Below are 15,677 nucleotides of genomic sequence, written 5' to 3'. Positions count from 1 at the left end.
AAAGGAGTGCCGGTTCGTCCCTGGCCATCCACTACCTTCTCTTAAACCGCTGCGCTCCGAAGCCGAAGGTCACAGGTTCGAATCGTGTCGGGTGCGCCACTTCGGTATAAAACTGCGAACGCCAGCAGCCGCCGATTCTACGCTTGCAGCGGCGGCAAGTGTCCGTAGCAGTTCGGTTTTCGAGCCCAAGATGCGAATCTCAGTCGGGTCGACGACCTCGACGCGTTGCGCGAGCGCACGCAAATGGTCCCGCCGATAGGTTCCATCTTCGTTCCGCAGCTTGCGTCGAGCCGCGAGCACGAACCGCCGCAAACTGTCCGACGTGATCGCGGGCCCGAGGCGCTCCACCGCGGAAGTTGCGCGTTCCGCATCAGCCTGCGCCTGGGCGCGTACCGCGGTGAGTTCTGCGATGCGACCTTTCAGCGACGAGTCGGCCATGTCGACCACGCCGTTCTCGATCGCTTCGTAAAGGCGCTTCAACTTCGCTTCCGCTTCGCTGGCGCGCTTTCGCAGTTCCGCGATGTGCCCGCGACGGCGTTCATTCCATTCCTCACGTCGCTCAAGCAATTGATCCATCATCGTCGTCAAACGCACCGGATCGAGCAGCCGCCATTCCAGGTGATCGACGACGGCGCGGTCGAGCTTGTCCATCGGCACCGTCAGGCCGCGACAACCCCGCTCGCCCTGCCGCGCCTTCGTCGAGCAGGTATAGTAGCGATACATGCCGCCTGCGCTGCCCTTGCCGGTTCGCAGCGTCATCGCACCGCCGCAGGATGCGCAGAAGCAAATTCCAGTCAGCAGGGTCGGACCGCTCACCGCGCGTGGCGGCATCCATTGAGGGCTGCGCGCCTTCAGCGCCGCCCGGACGGCCTCGAACTCCGCTTCGGTGATGATCGGTGGAACGTCCATAACCGCGTGCTCGGCTTCGGGCTTGGCCGTGCGCGTCTTGTGGTCGCGCGTATTGAATCGGTGCTGGCCGATATAGGTCGTGCGTGTGAGGATCTGATGCACCGAGGCGATGCCCCAGCGGCCGCCGTCGCGAGTGCGGATGTCGCGGTCGTTGAGATAGGTAGTGATCGACTTGATCCCCAACGGGCCTCTGTCGCCGTCACCATTGAGCGCCAGCCTGTAGATCAGGCGCACCGTGTCGGCGTGGATGGGATCGATCTCAATTTTCTTTTTGATCTTCGCGCCACGCTGCTCGGCGGCGACAATGCGGTAGCCGATCGGCGGCAACGCGCCATTCCAATAGCCCTGGCGTGCGTTCTCCTTCATGGCGCGCAGCGTATGCTTGGCGTTTTCCTTCGACTGATATTCGTCGAACAACGTCATGATCTGACGCATCATCACGCTCATCGGATCGTCGCCGAGGTCCTGCGTGATGGAGATCAGCCGAACGCCGTTCTTGGCGAGCTTGCGGACATAGAATTCGAACTGGAATTGATCGCGGAAGAAGCGCGAGAATGAGTGGACGATGATGACGGTGAAGGTCGGCGGCTTCACCAGCGCCGCGTCGATCATCGCTTGGAATGCCGGCCGGCGGTCGTCGGTGGCGGTGTTGCCCGGCTCGACGAATTCAACCGCGATGTCCCAGCCCTTGGCGACGCAATAGGCCGTGATCTGGCGGCGCTGATCGGGGATCGAAAGATCACTCTCCGCCTGTCGGCCAGTCGAGACCCGCAAATAGAGCGCCGCCTTCACAATCGCAGGCGCAGCCGTCACGTCAGGCGATGCAGGTGCTACGTCGGTCATGGTTCCACCAATCGCTGGATCGCGTGCATCGGCAGCAACAATCGGAGCGAGTCCGGTAGGCGCACGAAGCCGTTTCCTTCGTAAAAAGCGGCGGCGCGCTCATTGATCGCGTCGACCACCAGCATCGAGGAGCCGACCGTGGCCGCGCTCGCATATGCGCGCCGCACGGCGTCGGCGAGAAGCACCGCGCCCAAGCGTTCGCCCTGCCGCGCTTCGGAGACCGCCAGCCGTCCGACCAGCGTGGCGCTGACCAGCGGATAGCGCGGGACGTGCTTGCGGGCGACGGCCGGCACGTCGCCTTGCGCCAGGCCGGTCGCGCATAGCGTATAATAGCCCAGCACGACATCCGGCTTGTCCGGCTCGAGCAGAATGAAGACACCGTTCGCCTTACGGCGAACATCCTGGCTCGCCTGCGTCCGGAGATAACGGTCGAGGCTGTCGACGCCGCAGGAAAAGCCGTCGCGGTCGTGATGCGACGCGAGCGCCTCGATCTTCAAATCTGGCCGAGGCGTCGCCATGCTCAGGAAGCGACCCGGCGCTTGTGCTCGGCCAGAGCACGGACCAGCCGTTCGCTCGGCTCAGGCGGATTGACCAGCGCGTCGAAGAACGCGGTGCGGTCACGGTCGGACAGCACCAGCGCCTCATGCTCCGCGATTGTCCGGCGCGCGGTATCGGTCAGCGCGGTCACGCAGAAGTCGCTGACCTTGCGCCGTGACAGATGCGCGGCCCTCTCGATAAGGTCCTTCGTCTCTTCGTCGAGACGGAATCCAAGACGTTCGACGCGATTCGGCGTCTCCCGTTCGATCTTAGTCTGCTTGCCCGGCATTGGGGGCGCTCCTCGCATGGGCTATATTTCCCCAACAATGTACGTCATATCGACTAACAATTCAAGCCCTTTCCATTCGTGCTTTAGGCGCGCGGCCCGAAGATCGCGTCAAGCACCTCGGCGAGGTGGCCTTCCATCACTCGCAACTCGGTCTCGGTGATCGGCACCACCTCGGGCCAGTCGTCTGTCACCGTGATCGCCTCCTCCGAACACACGCGCGACCTGCCCGCGCGGGGTGCGGTCGGCTGCGCATAATCGAAAAGGTCTTCAGGAGCGCCAGACCAGACAGGCCGGACCCGGCGCGCACGTCGCCGCTTCTGAGTCATGCCGCAAAGGAGCCGCGCGATGGTGCGTCGTGCAACCAAAACCGCACGTCATCGTGCTGTGGCGAAGAGAGACAGGTAATCGGCGGTCTGGGTATCCGGCGACCACCTAGAGGAAGAGGGCTGCGGCTGTCGCCGTGACGGGTTGAGGGTCGAGAGAGAGGCTCCCGGCCGGCCCGTCATGGAGATTCAGCCATGACCCAGATAACCACCATCGCCGAGCGAGACGCCTTCGGCCCATCGACAGCTTCTGCCGGATATAAAGTCGACATTTCGCGAGGCGAGCGAATCGGACGGGTGTCGTCCGAATGGTTCTCGCGGCCCGACGACGAGCGCTACCTGTCGCTTAGCGATCTCTACGCCGCCGTTCGCGCACGCGCTGATCAAGCCACCGCCCGCACCGTCGAATCCCGCGCCATCCGCGTCGAAGCAAGTCGCGACAACGCCGAACGCCTGGCGCTTATCGTCCCGGGCCGCGACGAGTCCGTTGCTCCGACGCACTGGTCGTTCGGCCAGATGTGCAGCCTGGTCGGCGCGCCGGCCGGCTACATGCGGCAGCTCCCCGCGCCGCTTGCCGGAATCAACATGCAGCATGGACTGCTCTCGCACCGTGCCGAACTGGTGAAGACGTTGGAGGCGGATGACGGACGGATCGAACTGCGCGCCGTCACCGGCCCGGACTATGGCCGCATCTGGGACCACGAGCTGGTCGCCGCGGTCATGAAGATCGCCGGCGAGGGGACGGGCGACACCCGATGGAAGGTGCCGGGCCTGCTCGACTGGTCGACCATGACGCACAACCCGTTCGTCGAAGTGACCAACGATACCACCACGCTCTATGCGTCCGATCGCGACGTCTTCCTTTTCCTGGTCGACGACGCCCATCCGATCGAGGCCGGCCGCCTCCCCAACGGCGATCCCGACCTCTACTTTCGGGGCTTCTATTGCTGGAACAGCGAGGTGGGGTCGAAGACCCTCGGCATGGCGTCCTTCTACCTCCGCGCGGTTTGCATGAACCGCAACATCTGGGGCGCCGAGGGCTTCGAGGAGATCTCGATCCGCCACAGCAAGTTCGCCAGCCACCGCTTCGCGCATCAGGCGGCGCCCGCGCTGGAACGCTTCGCCACGTCGTCGCCCGCGCCGTTTCTGGCCGGGATCAGGGCCGCTCGCGAACAGATAGTCGCCCGCAAGGATGACGATCGCGAGAGCTTCTTGCGCAAGCGCGGCTTCTCGCGCCCCGAGACCGAGAAGATCATCGCCACCGTACTGGAGGAAGAAGGGCGCCCGCCGGAATCGATCTTCGACTTCGTCCAGGGGATCACGGCGCTTGCCCGCACCAAGCCGCATCAGGATTCGCGGCTGGAGCTGGAGAGCAAGGCCGCGAAGCTTCTGTCCAGCGTCCGGTAATATCGGGAGGCGTGGAGCCGACTTTGCGGCTCCGCGCCTTTCCGCTTCTGCGCAGCCCCCGCCTCCTAGAGGAAGAGGGCTGCGCTCGCTTCGTGACGGGTTGGAGGCCGAGAGAGAGTCTTTCGGCCGCCCGTCGCGGAGTACATCCCGATGACTACTTCTGTTAAGAAGATCACCCTGTCCTCATCGCGGGACATCCCCTTCAACAAGCTGGTGCTGAGCCAGTCCAATGTCCGCCGGATCAAGGCCGGCGTGTCGATCGAGGAACTGGCCGAGGACATCGCCCGGCGCACACTCCTACAAAGCATCACCGTGCGCCCGGTCCGCGACGCCGACGGCGTCGAGACCGGCATGTTCGAGATTCCGGCTGGCGGCCGCCGCTTCCGTGCGCTCGAACGTTTGGTCAAGCAGAAGCGTTTGGCCAAGACCGCGCCGGTGCCCTGCGTCGTGCGCGAGGACGGCATTCCGGAGGAGGACAGTCTCGCCGAGAATGTCCAGCGCGCGCCGCTGCATCCGCTCGACCAGTTCCGGGCCTTCCTCACGCTGCGCGAGAAGGGGCAATCCGAGGAGGAGATCGCCGCGGCCTTCTTCGTCGCCGTGTCGGTGGTCAAACAGCGCCTGCGCCTCGCGTCGGTCTCCCCCAAGCTCCTCGACATCTATGCCGACGACGGCATGACCCTCGACCAGCTCATGGCGTTCACCGTCAACGGCGACCACGAGCGGCAGGAGCAGGTGTTCGAGCGCCTGAGCCAGTCCCACTCCAAGGAGCCGCACGTCATTCGCCGGATGCTGACCGAGGGCGCGGTGCGGGCCTCCGACAAGCGCGCGCAGTTCATCGGCCTCGACGCCTACACCGAGGCTGGCGGCGTGATCCTGCGCGATCTGTTCCAGGGCGATGACGGCGGCTGGCTGCAGGATGTCGGCCTCCTCGACATGCTGGTGGCCGAGAAGCTCCGCGCGCGGTATGAAGCAATCCGTGCCGAGGGTTGGAAGTGGATCGAAGTCGCGCCCGACTTTGCTTACGGCCACACCTATGGCCTGCGGCAACTGCGCGGCGAGCAGCTTCCGCTCACCGACGAAGAGCAGGCGACCCGTGATGCGCTGCAGGCCGAGATGGACGCTCTGGAGGAGACCTACGCCGAAGCCGGCGAGCTGCCCGACGAGGTCGATCAGCGGCTCGGCGAGATCGAGACAGCGCTTTCCGCTTTCGATGATCGCCCACAGGTCTTCGATCCCGAAGAGGTCGCGCGCGCTGGCGCCTTCATCAGCATCGACGGCTCGGGCACGCTCCGCATCGAGCGCGGCTATGTCCGCCCCGAGGACGAACTTCCGATCGCCCCCGAGGCCGACGGCGAGACCGATCCGACCGACGAGGCTGCGATCGCGACGCAAGCCAAGGATGACGAAGCGAGCGCGGCGGCAGGCGGGGAGCCTCCCGCAGACGAGCCCGAGGAAGACGATGGTATCAAGCCGATCCCCGACCGGCTGATGACCGAGCTGACCGCCCACCGTACTCTGGCCCTTCGCCACGCCTTGGGCGAGAATCCCGACATCGCCTTCGTCGCCGCGCTTCACGCCCTGTGCCTCCAGGTGTTCTACCGCTACGCGCAGGACACCTGTCTGGAACTCGACGTGAAGAGTGCGGGATTTGGCGCTCAGGCGCCGGGCCTCGCGGACAGCGCGCTTGCCGTCGCTTTCGACGCCCGGCATCAGGCTTGGCTCTCCTCCCTGCCCAAGGAGCCGGCCTATCTCTGGGACGGGCTGATGTCGTTCGACACCGACAGCCGCCAGGCGCTGTTCGCGCACTGCGTATCGTTGTCGGTCAACGCCATCTATGAGGCTCACAACCGCAAGCCTCGCGCCCTGGCCCATGCCGACCGCTTGGCCCAGGCCGTCGATCTCGACATCGTCGCCGCCGGTTGGACGCCGACGATCGGCAACTATCTCGGCCGCGTGACCAAGGCCCGCATCCTCGCAGCGGTGCGGGATGCGAAGGGTGCGCGTGCGGGCGACCGCATCGAGCACCTGAAGAAGGTCGAGATGGCGGAACAGGCGGAGACGCTGTTGGCCGGGTGCGGATGGCTTCCGGAGCCGCTGCGCACGCCTGGCCGTACCGCGCCGAAGGCCGTTGAGTCCGACACCGTCGATCCCGCCGAGCCGGGCGCCGATGCGGCCGGCGAAGAAACGGCGGCGGACGGCGGCGAAACGGCCGTGGTGGAAGACGAGGAAGTGACCGAGGATAAGTCGGTCGCGCTCGAACCCCACGCGACCGCGGCCGAATAGGAGGAGCAACGCAACCGTCCCCCTGGGCCCGCCGGCAACGGCGGGCCTTTTTCGTTTCGGAGCACGCGATGCCGGACAACGCTTCACACCTGGCGCATCGTCTCGCGCGCGACGCCGAGGCGGTGTGCCGTCACTATCTCTCCAACGGTCGCCGTGAGGGCCGCTACTGGCTGGTCGGCGACGTCAACAACACGCTCGGTCGCTCGATGTTCGTACGACTGAAAGGCAGCGACTCGGGCAAGGGCGCTGCGGGCAAATGGACCGAATATGTTGCGCCGAGGGTTATGTTGCGCTCCCGCGATTGGGCGCTGTTCTGCAGACGATCGACGGCTTCTACGCAACATAATGTCAGCGCGCGGGAGGTCTCGTGATGCCCCGCGACGCTTCTGAACTGGCTCGCCGCCTGGCTTGCCGTGCCGAGGCGGTATGCCGGCACTACCTGTCCAATGGTCGACGCCAGGGTCGCTACTGGACTGTGGGCGACGTTCGCAACACGCCCGGCCGGTCAATGTTCGTCCGGCTCAGCGGACCGGAATCCGGTCCTGGTGCGGCCGGGCATTGGACCGATGCCGCCTCAGCCGAATATGGCGATCTGCTCGACGTGATCCGCGAGAGCTGCGGGCTCGTCGACTTCAAGGACGTCGTCGACGAGGCGCGGCGCTTTCTGAGCCTGCCGCGCGCGGAACCGCGCCGAACCCCAAAGCTCGTTCGCACACCCGTCCCCGCCGGATCGCCGGAAGCGGCGCGACGGCTCTTCGCCATGTCGCAGCCGATCCGCCGGACGCTCGTCGAGACCTACCTGCGCAACCGCGGCATCAAGGCTATCCATGATGCGGGAGCGCTGCGGTTCCATCCGCGCTGCTACTATCGGCCGGACGAGCATTCGCCGACCGAGACCTGGCCGGCGATGGTCGCAGCCGTCACCGATCTCGACGGTCGCATCACCGGGTCGCATCGGACCTGGCTTGCCCGTGATGGCTCCGGCAAGGCGCCGGTCGACACACCGCGCCGGGCCATGGGCGGTCTCCTCGGCCATGGCGTCCGCTTTGGTGCGGTCGACGACGTACTCGCTGTCGGCGAAGGCATCGAGACGATGCTGTCTCTGCGCTGTGCGCTGCCTGCCATGCCGATGGCTGCCGCGCTCTCGGCCAACCACCTTGCCGCCCTTCTGCTCCCGCCGGCGCTGCGTCGGCTCTACATCGCCCGCGACGCCGACGCCGCGGGCGACACGGCGTTCGCGGCATTGACCGAACGCGCCGAAGCAGCGGGCATTGAGGCGCTTGCCCTGTCTCCGCGGACGGGCGACTTCAACGACGACCTGCGTGCATTCGGCCTCCGCGCGCTGCGAGCGGCACTGCGCATCCAACTCGCACCGCAGGATTGCGTTTGCTTCATCCGCCTGCGTACGGCCAGGACGGAGTGACTGAGGGCGGGTCTGCGCCGTCCTGTCCGATCCGGCGATGGGCCATCATAGCTGCCTCGGCTTGGCGGTGGAAACTTTCCTTGGGCAAGGGTGGTAATCGATCAGGCACACGAGGGCACCGAGAAGGTCCGGCGCCAGCCAGGGCGAGTAGCGTCGCGATTTCTTTCATCAGGTCGTCCGGGTTGCCGCCGCCCCCTGCCGACGCGCGGCGCGCATCACGGCGCCGATGAGCACGACGAGACATCCGACAAGCAGCACGCCGCCGCCGATCAGAGGCGGGACATCGCCGAGATCGATCAGCGCAGCGGCGATGGCCACGACCAAAAGCACAGCAGCCGTCAGCCGCGCATCGCCTACGAACATGCCGAAGAGTTCCGCGAGGACGTCCCTGAGAATCGTCAATGCGCGCCCCCCCTGACCGAGGCGCGGGCCATACCTGCGGCAAGAAGTCCGGTCGCAAGGAAGAGCACCGCGAAGACGAAGAGAGCAAGATCGGCGCCCGGCCACTCGACTCCCAGACCCTCGCCGGTCCAGAACACTCCGAAGGCTGACAGCATCACTCCGACCCCGAACTTGAGGGTGTTCTCCGGTACGCGGGACAGCGGCCGGTGCATGATCGCGCCGACCAGAAGGACGAGCGCGCAGCCCGCGAGCGCGCCGAGGCTCGCGGGCCACAGAAGCCCGCGCCCGGCGCCGACTGCGATGACGATGAACACGACTTCCAGCCCCTCGAGCAGAACCGCCTTGAAGGCGGTGATGCCGGCGATCCAATCGAGCGATGTCTCGCGGCGTCGGGTCTCCTCGTCGAGATGCGCCGTTTCGGCGGCGAAGATCGCCTCCTCGTCATGAAGCGGGATCACGCTGGCCATGCGCAGCGCGGCCTTGCGTAGCCAGCCGATGCCGAAGAGGAGCAGGAGAACTCCGATTACCAGTTGCAAGGCATGAAGCGGCACACGGTCGAGCAGAGGGCCGAGTGCCAGCACGATCGCCGCCAGCAGGGCGAGCGCCGCCGCGGTTCCAACAACCGCAGGCCGCCAGCCGCGCAGTGTCGCCACCGCGAGAATGATGGTGAATGCCTCGACGATCTCAACCACCGAGGCGAGAAAGGCAGAGCCAATGGCCGGGGCTGCCGTGGACCATTCAATCATGGGTGCCGATCCCCTTGCATTGCGACCTCGTCAGTTCCATCGCCGGGCCTCCGCCTCGGCAGCCGCACGGCTCACGCCGATATCGGACAGCAGCCGGTCGTCAAGTTCCGCCAGCGCGGCGCGCTGGCGCTGGCGGTCAAACCAGCGCAGCGCCCGGGACGGCGCGCGCCGCATCGCCTCGGGCGGAAAGCGCGGAAAGAAGGCCGTGGAGAGGCTAGTATCTGTCTGAACGCCCATGCTCTCACCCGTTCTCATCGTGGGCGTCGAAGACGCGCCGGGCGTAGTCGTCCAAGACGACCTCGCACCCCTTCAGCCTTTCCTCCGCCTCGGCCGTACGGGCGCCGCCGTAGAAGTCGATCTTGCGGATCTTGCCGAGCCAGCCCTGAAGCTTCTTTAGGTCGACGTCGTTCTCCTCGAGCTCGGCGTAGGTGAAGTGACTTGCCGTGACTTCCTTGGCGACCTCGCGCTCGAAGTCGTCGCACTTATCGATGAACTCCTCGTAGGCCTCGTCTCGGTCGGCCTTGAACCGGGCGATCACCTTCTCCTCCTGACCGCGGTCGAGCGCTACGGTCTCGAGGATCACGCATTCCCCCTTCGCCTCGCCGATGTCGTTCTCGAGCATCTTCAGCCGGCGAACATGGTCGTCGGTCTTCGGCAGAAGGCAGACGCCGCTCTGGAGGTAGACCGCTCCCATCCCCTTGAGCCGCCGCCATACGGCGATCCGCTTCGCCGCCGGCTCGGGCGGAACCTTGTAGGTGAGGAGGAGCCATGCCATCTCGGTCATGGACTCATGAATAACGTTACGGCAGTAACATGTCAATTGCTCGAGCAGCACACATTCTGCGTTGCTGGTCGGCAAGAGGGTGATTGCTGCGCCGCGTCGACCGCTCCGAGCAGGAGTGCTCGGCGGAGGACGCGGCAACAGTCCACCCGACTCACAAGGATTTCAGGAAGACCATCAGCTGCGGCCTGGTCGACTTCCGCGACGTTGCCGATGAGGCGCGGCAGTTCCTCAGCCTGCCCAGACCGGAACCAGGTGCCGACCCCAGATCACGACCGGCGTCCGCACCTGTCGGCTCGCCCGAATCCGCCCGCCGTCTGTTCGCCATATCGCACCCGATTGCGGGCACAGTCGTAGAAGCGTATTTGCGCAAACGCGGCATTACGGCTCTGTACGAAACCGGAAGCCTCCGTTTCCACCCCCGCTGCTACTATCGACCCGACCGCTACTCGCCGACCGAGACCTGGCCAGCGATGATCGCCGCCGTTACCGATCTCGACGGCCGGATCACCGGCGCGCATCGTACCTGGCTCGCGCCAGACGGTGGGGACAAGGCGCCGATCGACACGCCGAGGCGCGCGATGGGTCATCTTCTTGGACACGGCGTCCGCTTCGGTGTGGCGCACGATGTGATGGCGGCGGGCGAAGGAATCGAAACCATCCTGTCGCTCCGCGGCATCATGCCCGTCATGCCGATGGTGGCAGCGCTCTCGGCCGCGCATCTCGCCGCTATCCTGTTCCCGACGACGCTGCGCCGTCTCTACATCGCCCGCGACGACGATCAGGCCGGCGACAATGCGATGCGGACTCTGGTCGACCGGGCGCAAGAGGCCGGGATCGAGGCGATCACGCTGTCGCCACAGCTCGGGGACTTCAACGAGGATATCCGCACGCTCGGCAAAGATGCGCTTCGGTCCATGGTTCGTGTGCAGGTCGCGCCGGAGGATGTCGCTCGCTACATGACGGCGTAGGCAGCAGGGCCGGAACGAGGTTGAGAGGCAGCCCCGCTCGGGGAGCCGTCTTTGTCTTCGGTGATCGTGCTCCTGCCTGCGTCGGAGAGGCCGCGCCCACGGCCTTCTGAGAGGGCGATCGGAGCGGCAAACGGCCCGGACCGGCAATGGCTGCGCTCGGTTCTTTTCCGCCGGCGGACGAGCCGCCTTTGCATCGCGAAGCAAAACAACCGGGCTTCGCCATCCTACGCATGCGCTTCGGCCCTCCCGCTTCGCTCCGGGTGCAGGTCCGGGCCGTCCGCCGCCTTTCATCGCCACGAAGGCCGCGACGGGCGCGGTCGCCGACGAAGGGAAGCACATCATGATGACCGAAGACCAGGACGACGGCTACGAGCCGCCGCACACCTCATCCCCGACCGATCACGTCCTCGCCGAACTCCAGCTCTATGGCTACCGTCCTTTCGAGGACGAACCCGATCCGAGGCCACTCCCCGAGGCACAGACCGTCGCCAATGCGGTCGCCGACATCTTCGACGCCCTCGTCGTGAGCCTGAGCGACACGCGCCTCGAACCCGACCTCGGCGAACTGCTGTGGTCAGCCGTCAACCTGTTCCACCGCGCCGTCAGCCGGATCGAACGCGAGCTGGACGACAATGAGAGGGAACAGCGCCGCGGCCAGCTTGAACAGGATGGGTCGGAAGTGAAGTCGGTCGAACTGGAGCGCCTCACCGCCGAAGGTCAGACGCTGATCGAACGCCGCGACACCATGGAATTCTTCCGCGACCAGGCCGCCGAGCAATTCAGCCGTCACAACCTCTCGCCCTGGCGCCCACGCTCGGGATCGATGGTGAACCATCGCAACCTCACCTCGGCACTGATCGACAGCCGCGACTTCCTCGCCGCCAAGCGCCGGGCCGACAAGGAAGTGCTGCTGCCCGCCGGACCCAAGGTCGCCTTCACCGGCGGGTTCGATTTCAACGATCACAAGCTGATCTGGGATCGGCTCGACAAGGTTCACGCCAAGCATCCCGACATGGTTCTGTTGCACGGCGGTTCGCCCAAAGGCGCCGAACTGATCGCATCCAAGTGGGCCGATCATCGCAAGGTCCCGCAGGTCGCCTTCAAGCCCGACTGGACGAAGCACGCCAAGGCCGCACCGTTTAAGCGCAACGATCAGATGCTCGACGTTCTGCCGATTGGCGTCATCGTCTTCCCCGGCACCGGCATCCAGGACAATTTCGCCGACAAGGCGAAGAAGCTCGGCATTCCGCTGTTCGACTTTCGGAAAGGAGGCGGCGCGTAAGCGCCGCTTTCGGACGCAAAATGGAGTAATACCAACTCCCACCGACACTCACCCATGTGCCCACTGGCGCAGTCCGATGGACATGATGCGCCACGGCTGATCCATGAGGCGGCTCCAAGCAAAGCAGCAATGGTCCAGGATGTCGTCGTAGGATTTGAAGATGCGGTTCGACAGCCAGTTGTCTCGCATGAACTGCCAGACGTTTTCGACCGGGTTAAGCTCGGGGCATTTGGCCGGTAGCGGCAGCAGGGTGATGTTGGCGGGGATGATCAGCCCCGCGGAGAGATGCCAGCCCGCCTGGTCGAGTATGAGCACGGCATGGGCGCCGGGTGCCACGGCGGCGGATATCTCGGCGAGATGCAACGTCATCCCTTCGGTATTGCAGCGGGGAAGGACAAGCGCTGCGCCCTTGCCCTCGGCCGGACAGATGGCGCCATAGATGTAGGCCGAGGTTGTGCGCTGATCCTTGGGCGCTGACGGCCTTGTCCCGCGTTTGGCCCAGCGCCGGGTGATACCATTCTTCTGGCCGACCCGCGCCTCGTCCTGCCACCACAGTTCTATGGTGCCGCGGGGGAGCGCCGCCCGGATCGCCGCCACCTGGGCGGGGAAGTTTTTTTAAACGTCGGGATGGCATCGGCGTCCTGCGCATGATGGCGCGGGCGCGCCGAGAGCTTGCGGTAGCCCATTGCGCGCAACTCGCGGCTCAACGTCTGGGTGCTGATCGACACCGCGAACTCGTCACGGATCCACTGCACCAGGTCGACCAGTCGCCAGCGCACAACGCCGTGCGCGGCCGGGATCGGCCCACTCTCGACGGCTGCGGCCAGCGCTGCCCGCTGGTTCGCGTCAAGGCGCGGGCGACCTCCGGGGGCTTTGCCATCAATCAGGCCATCAGGTCCCTCGCGGTTGAACCGCAGCACCCAGTCCCGCACCGTTTGCAAACCAACGCCACCGGTGCGGGCGGCTTCGCTCCGGCTGCCACCGTCATAAATCACCGCCAGCGTCAGAAGCCGACGAACTTGCCCGGCATCACGCCGCGACTGCGCAAGCCGCCGCAAATCCGTCGCCGTTAAGTCATCCCGCAATCCAACCGCCGCAGCCATCGCAACCTCCCTCGAAAGGGAATGTTGAATCACATCAGTGGCCTCTTGGGAATCGCCCGCGTGAGTCAGGCTTCATGGTTGCTGGTATAAGCTGCGAAGCGATGACTATGCTGAAGCAGCTGAAAACCTGGGCGAAAGCGATCAAGAGAGACGTTCACGCGCTCTGGCTCGCGGCGCATGATCCCAGAACTCCTTGGTACGCGAAGGCCCTCGCGCTCGGGATCGCGGCTTACGCGCTTTCCCCCATCGACTTGATCCCTGATTTCATACCGGTCCTGGGTTATGTTGACGACGCCATCTTGTTGCCGCTGGCGATCATGCTGGCCGTGCGGTTGGTCCCTGCGGAAGTCATGGCCGAACACCGAGCGACCGCGTCGCTGGCCGTGGCTCGACCCGTCAGTCGCACGGCGGCCGTCTTCATCGTGGTGGTCTGGGTCGCCGCCTCCGCAACGCTGGCATGGTGGTTTTGGCCGAGACGCCCGTAATTTGGTCCAACCGAATAACTGAGCCCACCGTCTGCTTAACTCTTGCTTGTTTGTGACTGATCTCCGGCTCCACCGGCCGTCACCACCCCGCTCTCATTGGCGCTATCCTTGGTCCGGCCCAGGGCCTGACGCCATCAACCCATAAAGGGTCCGCTACGCGCGCGTGCGGCCTTGAGGCTTCGCCTCGGCGGTGATTGCGGCCCTGTGCCGAACACATCGGGCGCCTGTCGAGCGGGGATGGTCCCCGCCTCCACACAGGAGCCGGAAGATGTCTCTCACCGACGCACACGCCTTCGCCTTCAGCCTCGCCACCACCCTCATGGTCGTAATCGTCATCTTCAAGGCGGGCGATGGCACGCATTCGGTTACTCCCGCCAACGAGTTCGACGGCGACGCGGAGGTCGTCGCGGAAGTCGATCCGTTCGCCCTCTGACGGGCGACGCCTGCGGTGATGCGGAGATCCTCGCCGGATTTCCACTCCCACCGCCGCTCTTCTTCGGCTATACTCGGAACGCGCCGCGGTGGTGGTGGATGGCGCGACCGTCAGACCTTTATCTCACGGAGACCACCACCATGATCTTCATCGGCATTCTCCTCAGTATCGCGGCGATCGGGTTCTTCTGCTGGCTGTTGTTCACGCTCGCCGTCTTCGCGTTGCCGTTCTTCGCGTTGCCGTTCTTCGCGGGTGTCACGGCGGGCATGTGGGCCTATGACACCGGCGCTGGCTGGCTCGGCGCGATCGTCGTCGGCGCTGTCGCGGCTTCACTCACGTTCGGCATCGGCCAACTCCTGCTGGTTTTCGTCCGGCCGCTCTGGGCACGCATCGTCATCGCGCTCGCGTTCGTCGCGCCGGCAACGATTGCCGGTTATCATGCCACGCACGGCATCGTGAAACACACCATGCCGTCGGAAGGCTGGCAGATCGCCTTTTCCATCATTGGCGCGGTCGCCATCGGCGCAACGGCGCTGATGCGACTGGTGACGATGGCCACGCCCGGTCCGACCGGCCAGAACCTTGCGCGGGGCTGAACGCACCGACATCAAAGGCTGAACCGGAAGCTGGACCCGATCATGCACCTCAACCCTCAAGGGTCTGGGGGACGGAGCATTGGCACGGCGCGCAGTTCGGACCGGTCACGGCATGCCGCCTCGGTGGCGCTTGGATCAGGTCGGGTGACTCAATGCGAGGTCGACAATGAACGGTGGGGAGTTCGCGGCCTGAGCGCGTGGCTGAACGCTAGCTTTCATACTTGTGCTGGTTCTGGAGAAGGTATTGTCGCCGGTGGCGGTCATGGCCGGTGTCTCGGGCTGCGACAGTGTCGCCATGTTCTCCGTTGATCCGTCTCTGTCTGGTCGACCGCTCCAAACGGCCTCTTCAATGGGCTGATCTGGCCGAAGGACGGCTCCGCCTCGACCGCCTATGGCTCAACGCCCCCGGTCAACTTTCTTCCCCTGCCGGCTGCGCCGTCATTCCTCGCGAAGAAAGAAAGTCTCCCGGCAACGTCCGGCGCTGCGCTGGGCCCGTGAACGGGTGAGCCGTCGATCGCCTCCGGCCTGTCGATCGCCATCGAGGCCGCAATGGTGCGGGCTCGAGGCAGAGAACAACGGAGAACCACCATGGCGACCATCGGCACCTTCAAGAAGTCCGGCAACGACTACACCGGCGAAATCGTCACCCTCTCGGTCCAGGCCAAGAACGTCCGCATCGTCCCCGACGCCACCCGCTCCGGCGACAATGCTCCCTCCCACCGGGTCATGGTCGGCCGCGTCGATTATGCGGAGAGTGGGATTATGCGAAGCGCTGTGCTGTGAGGTCTGGCTTTCTGTGGGTTTTGGCGGGGATTGCTGCGCATAACGCCGGGGGTTTCGGGCGCCCCGCATGGAGCGGAGCGC

Annotated in this window: 17 protein-coding genes and 1 pseudogene; 10 read left to right on the top strand and 8 right to left on the bottom strand. The window is 65.3% G+C overall.

Going from position 1 to position 15,677, the window contains the following annotated elements:
* Positions 1-69 precede the first annotated feature (69 nt).
* From GTW51_RS11965 to GTW51_RS11955, 3 genes are read right to left on the bottom strand one after another with little or no spacing between them, the layout of a single operon-like run.
* Entirely contained in the window at positions 70-1,752 is a 1,683-nt protein-coding gene (locus GTW51_RS11965; protein WP_163044166.1) for a recombinase family protein, read from the bottom strand.
* Positions 1,749-2,249, bottom strand: coding sequence for a GNAT family N-acetyltransferase (locus GTW51_RS11960; protein ID WP_246233034.1), 501 nt, complete (start codon positions 2,247-2,249; stop codon positions 1,749-1,751). The genes GTW51_RS11965 and GTW51_RS11960 overlap by 4 nt, the downstream gene beginning before the upstream one ends.
* Positions 2,250-2,272: 23 nt before the next feature.
* Positions 2,273-2,578 (bottom strand): type II toxin-antitoxin system TacA family antitoxin, encoded by a 306-nt coding sequence (locus GTW51_RS11955; RefSeq protein ID WP_163044164.1) that lies wholly within the window; start codon positions 2,576-2,578, stop codon positions 2,273-2,275.
* A gap of 518 nt (positions 2,579-3,096) precedes the next feature.
* On the opposite strand from GTW51_RS11955, the gene GTW51_RS11950 reads away from it, so the two are divergent.
* The 4 genes and pseudogenes from GTW51_RS11950 (at position 3,097) to GTW51_RS11935 (ending at position 8,014) form a co-directional block, all read left to right on the top strand.
* Entirely contained in the window at positions 3,097-4,308 is a 1,212-nt protein-coding gene (locus GTW51_RS11950; RefSeq protein WP_163044163.1) for a DUF932 domain-containing protein, read from the top strand.
* A 150-nt stretch (positions 4,309-4,458) separates the two neighbouring features.
* Positions 4,459-6,591: a ParB/RepB/Spo0J family partition protein gene (locus tag GTW51_RS11945; RefSeq protein WP_163044162.1), complete on the top strand. Its 2,133-nt coding sequence runs from the start codon at positions 4,459-4,461 to the stop codon at positions 6,589-6,591.
* A gap of 68 nt (positions 6,592-6,659) precedes the next feature.
* A pseudogene (locus GTW51_RS11940) lies at positions 6,660-6,857 on the top strand (DNA primase); the annotation flags it as partial.
* Between the two features lie 104 nt (positions 6,858-6,961).
* Positions 6,962-8,014, top strand: coding sequence for a DUF7146 domain-containing protein (locus tag GTW51_RS11935; RefSeq protein ID WP_163044160.1), 1,053 nt, complete (start codon positions 6,962-6,964; stop codon positions 8,012-8,014).
* Positions 8,015-8,182: 168 nt separating this feature from the next.
* On the opposite strand, the gene GTW51_RS11930 is transcribed toward GTW51_RS11935, so the two are convergent.
* Genes GTW51_RS11930 through GTW51_RS11915 form a run of 4 tightly spaced genes read right to left on the bottom strand, consistent with a single transcriptional unit; the run spans position 8,183 to position 9,946 of the window.
* On the bottom strand, positions 8,183-8,416 hold the full coding sequence (locus GTW51_RS11930; protein ID WP_163044159.1) for a hypothetical protein: 234 nt from the start codon (positions 8,414-8,416) through the stop codon (positions 8,183-8,185).
* Positions 8,413-9,162, bottom strand: a complete 750-nt coding sequence (locus GTW51_RS11925) for a COG4280 domain-containing protein (protein WP_163044158.1) — start codon at positions 9,160-9,162, stop codon at positions 8,413-8,415. The genes GTW51_RS11930 and GTW51_RS11925 overlap by 4 nt, the downstream gene beginning before the upstream one ends.
* A 30-nt stretch (positions 9,163-9,192) precedes the next feature.
* Positions 9,193-9,399, bottom strand: coding sequence for a DUF1127 domain-containing protein (locus GTW51_RS11920; RefSeq protein ID WP_203566048.1), 207 nt, complete (start codon positions 9,397-9,399; stop codon positions 9,193-9,195).
* A gap of 4 nt (positions 9,400-9,403) precedes the next feature.
* Entirely contained in the window at positions 9,404-9,946 is a 543-nt protein-coding gene (locus GTW51_RS11915) for a Chromate resistance protein ChrB (protein ID WP_163044157.1), read from the bottom strand.
* Positions 9,947-10,029: 83 nt separating this feature from the next.
* On the opposite strand from GTW51_RS11915, the gene GTW51_RS11910 reads away from it, so the two are divergent.
* Complete coding sequence (locus GTW51_RS11910; RefSeq protein ID WP_163044156.1) at positions 10,030-10,914, top strand: DUF7146 domain-containing protein; 885 nt, start codon at positions 10,030-10,032, stop codon at positions 10,912-10,914.
* Positions 10,915-11,257: 343 nt separating this feature from the next.
* On the top strand, positions 11,258-12,196 hold the full coding sequence (locus GTW51_RS11905; protein ID WP_163044293.1) for a DUF2493 domain-containing protein: 939 nt from the start codon (positions 11,258-11,260) through the stop codon (positions 12,194-12,196).
* Positions 12,197-12,244: 48 nt separating this feature from the next.
* Here GTW51_RS11905 and GTW51_RS11900 read toward each other — a convergent pair.
* A protein-coding gene (locus tag GTW51_RS11900) for an IS630 family transposase (RefSeq protein ID WP_203566047.1) occupies positions 12,245-13,299 on the bottom strand; the annotation gives its coding sequence in 2 pieces (ribosomal slippage) (positions 12,245-12,807 and positions 12,807-13,299; 1,056 coding nt in all).
* Positions 13,300-13,406: 107 nt separating this feature from the next.
* Between GTW51_RS11900 and GTW51_RS11895 the strand changes: the two genes are divergently transcribed.
* From GTW51_RS11895 to GTW51_RS11885, 4 genes are all read left to right on the top strand, one after another.
* On the top strand, positions 13,407-13,784 hold the full coding sequence (locus GTW51_RS11895) for a YkvA family protein (RefSeq protein WP_163044154.1): 378 nt from the start codon (positions 13,407-13,409) through the stop codon (positions 13,782-13,784).
* A gap of 268 nt (positions 13,785-14,052) precedes the next feature.
* Positions 14,053-14,217 carry a hypothetical protein gene (locus tag GTW51_RS23550; RefSeq protein WP_203566046.1) on the top strand — a complete coding sequence of 55 codons (165 nt, stop codon included), beginning with the start codon at positions 14,053-14,055 and terminating at the stop codon, positions 14,215-14,217.
* 140 nt (positions 14,218-14,357) lie between these two features.
* A complete protein-coding gene (locus tag GTW51_RS11890; RefSeq protein ID WP_163044153.1) occupies positions 14,358-14,813 on the top strand; it encodes a DUF4175 domain-containing protein in 456 nt (151 codons plus the stop codon).
* A gap of 588 nt (positions 14,814-15,401) precedes the next feature.
* Positions 15,402-15,596, top strand: coding sequence for a DUF736 family protein (locus GTW51_RS11885; RefSeq protein ID WP_203566045.1), 195 nt, complete (start codon positions 15,402-15,404; stop codon positions 15,594-15,596).
* The last annotated feature ends 81 nt before the right edge of the window (positions 15,597-15,677 follow it).

Source organism: Aurantimonas aggregata (genome assembly GCF_010500835.1).
In the GTDB taxonomy this organism is placed as follows: Bacteria; Pseudomonadota; Alphaproteobacteria; order Rhizobiales; family Rhizobiaceae; genus Aurantimonas; species Aurantimonas aggregata.
This window is presented reverse-complemented; position numbering and strand designations above follow the sequence as displayed.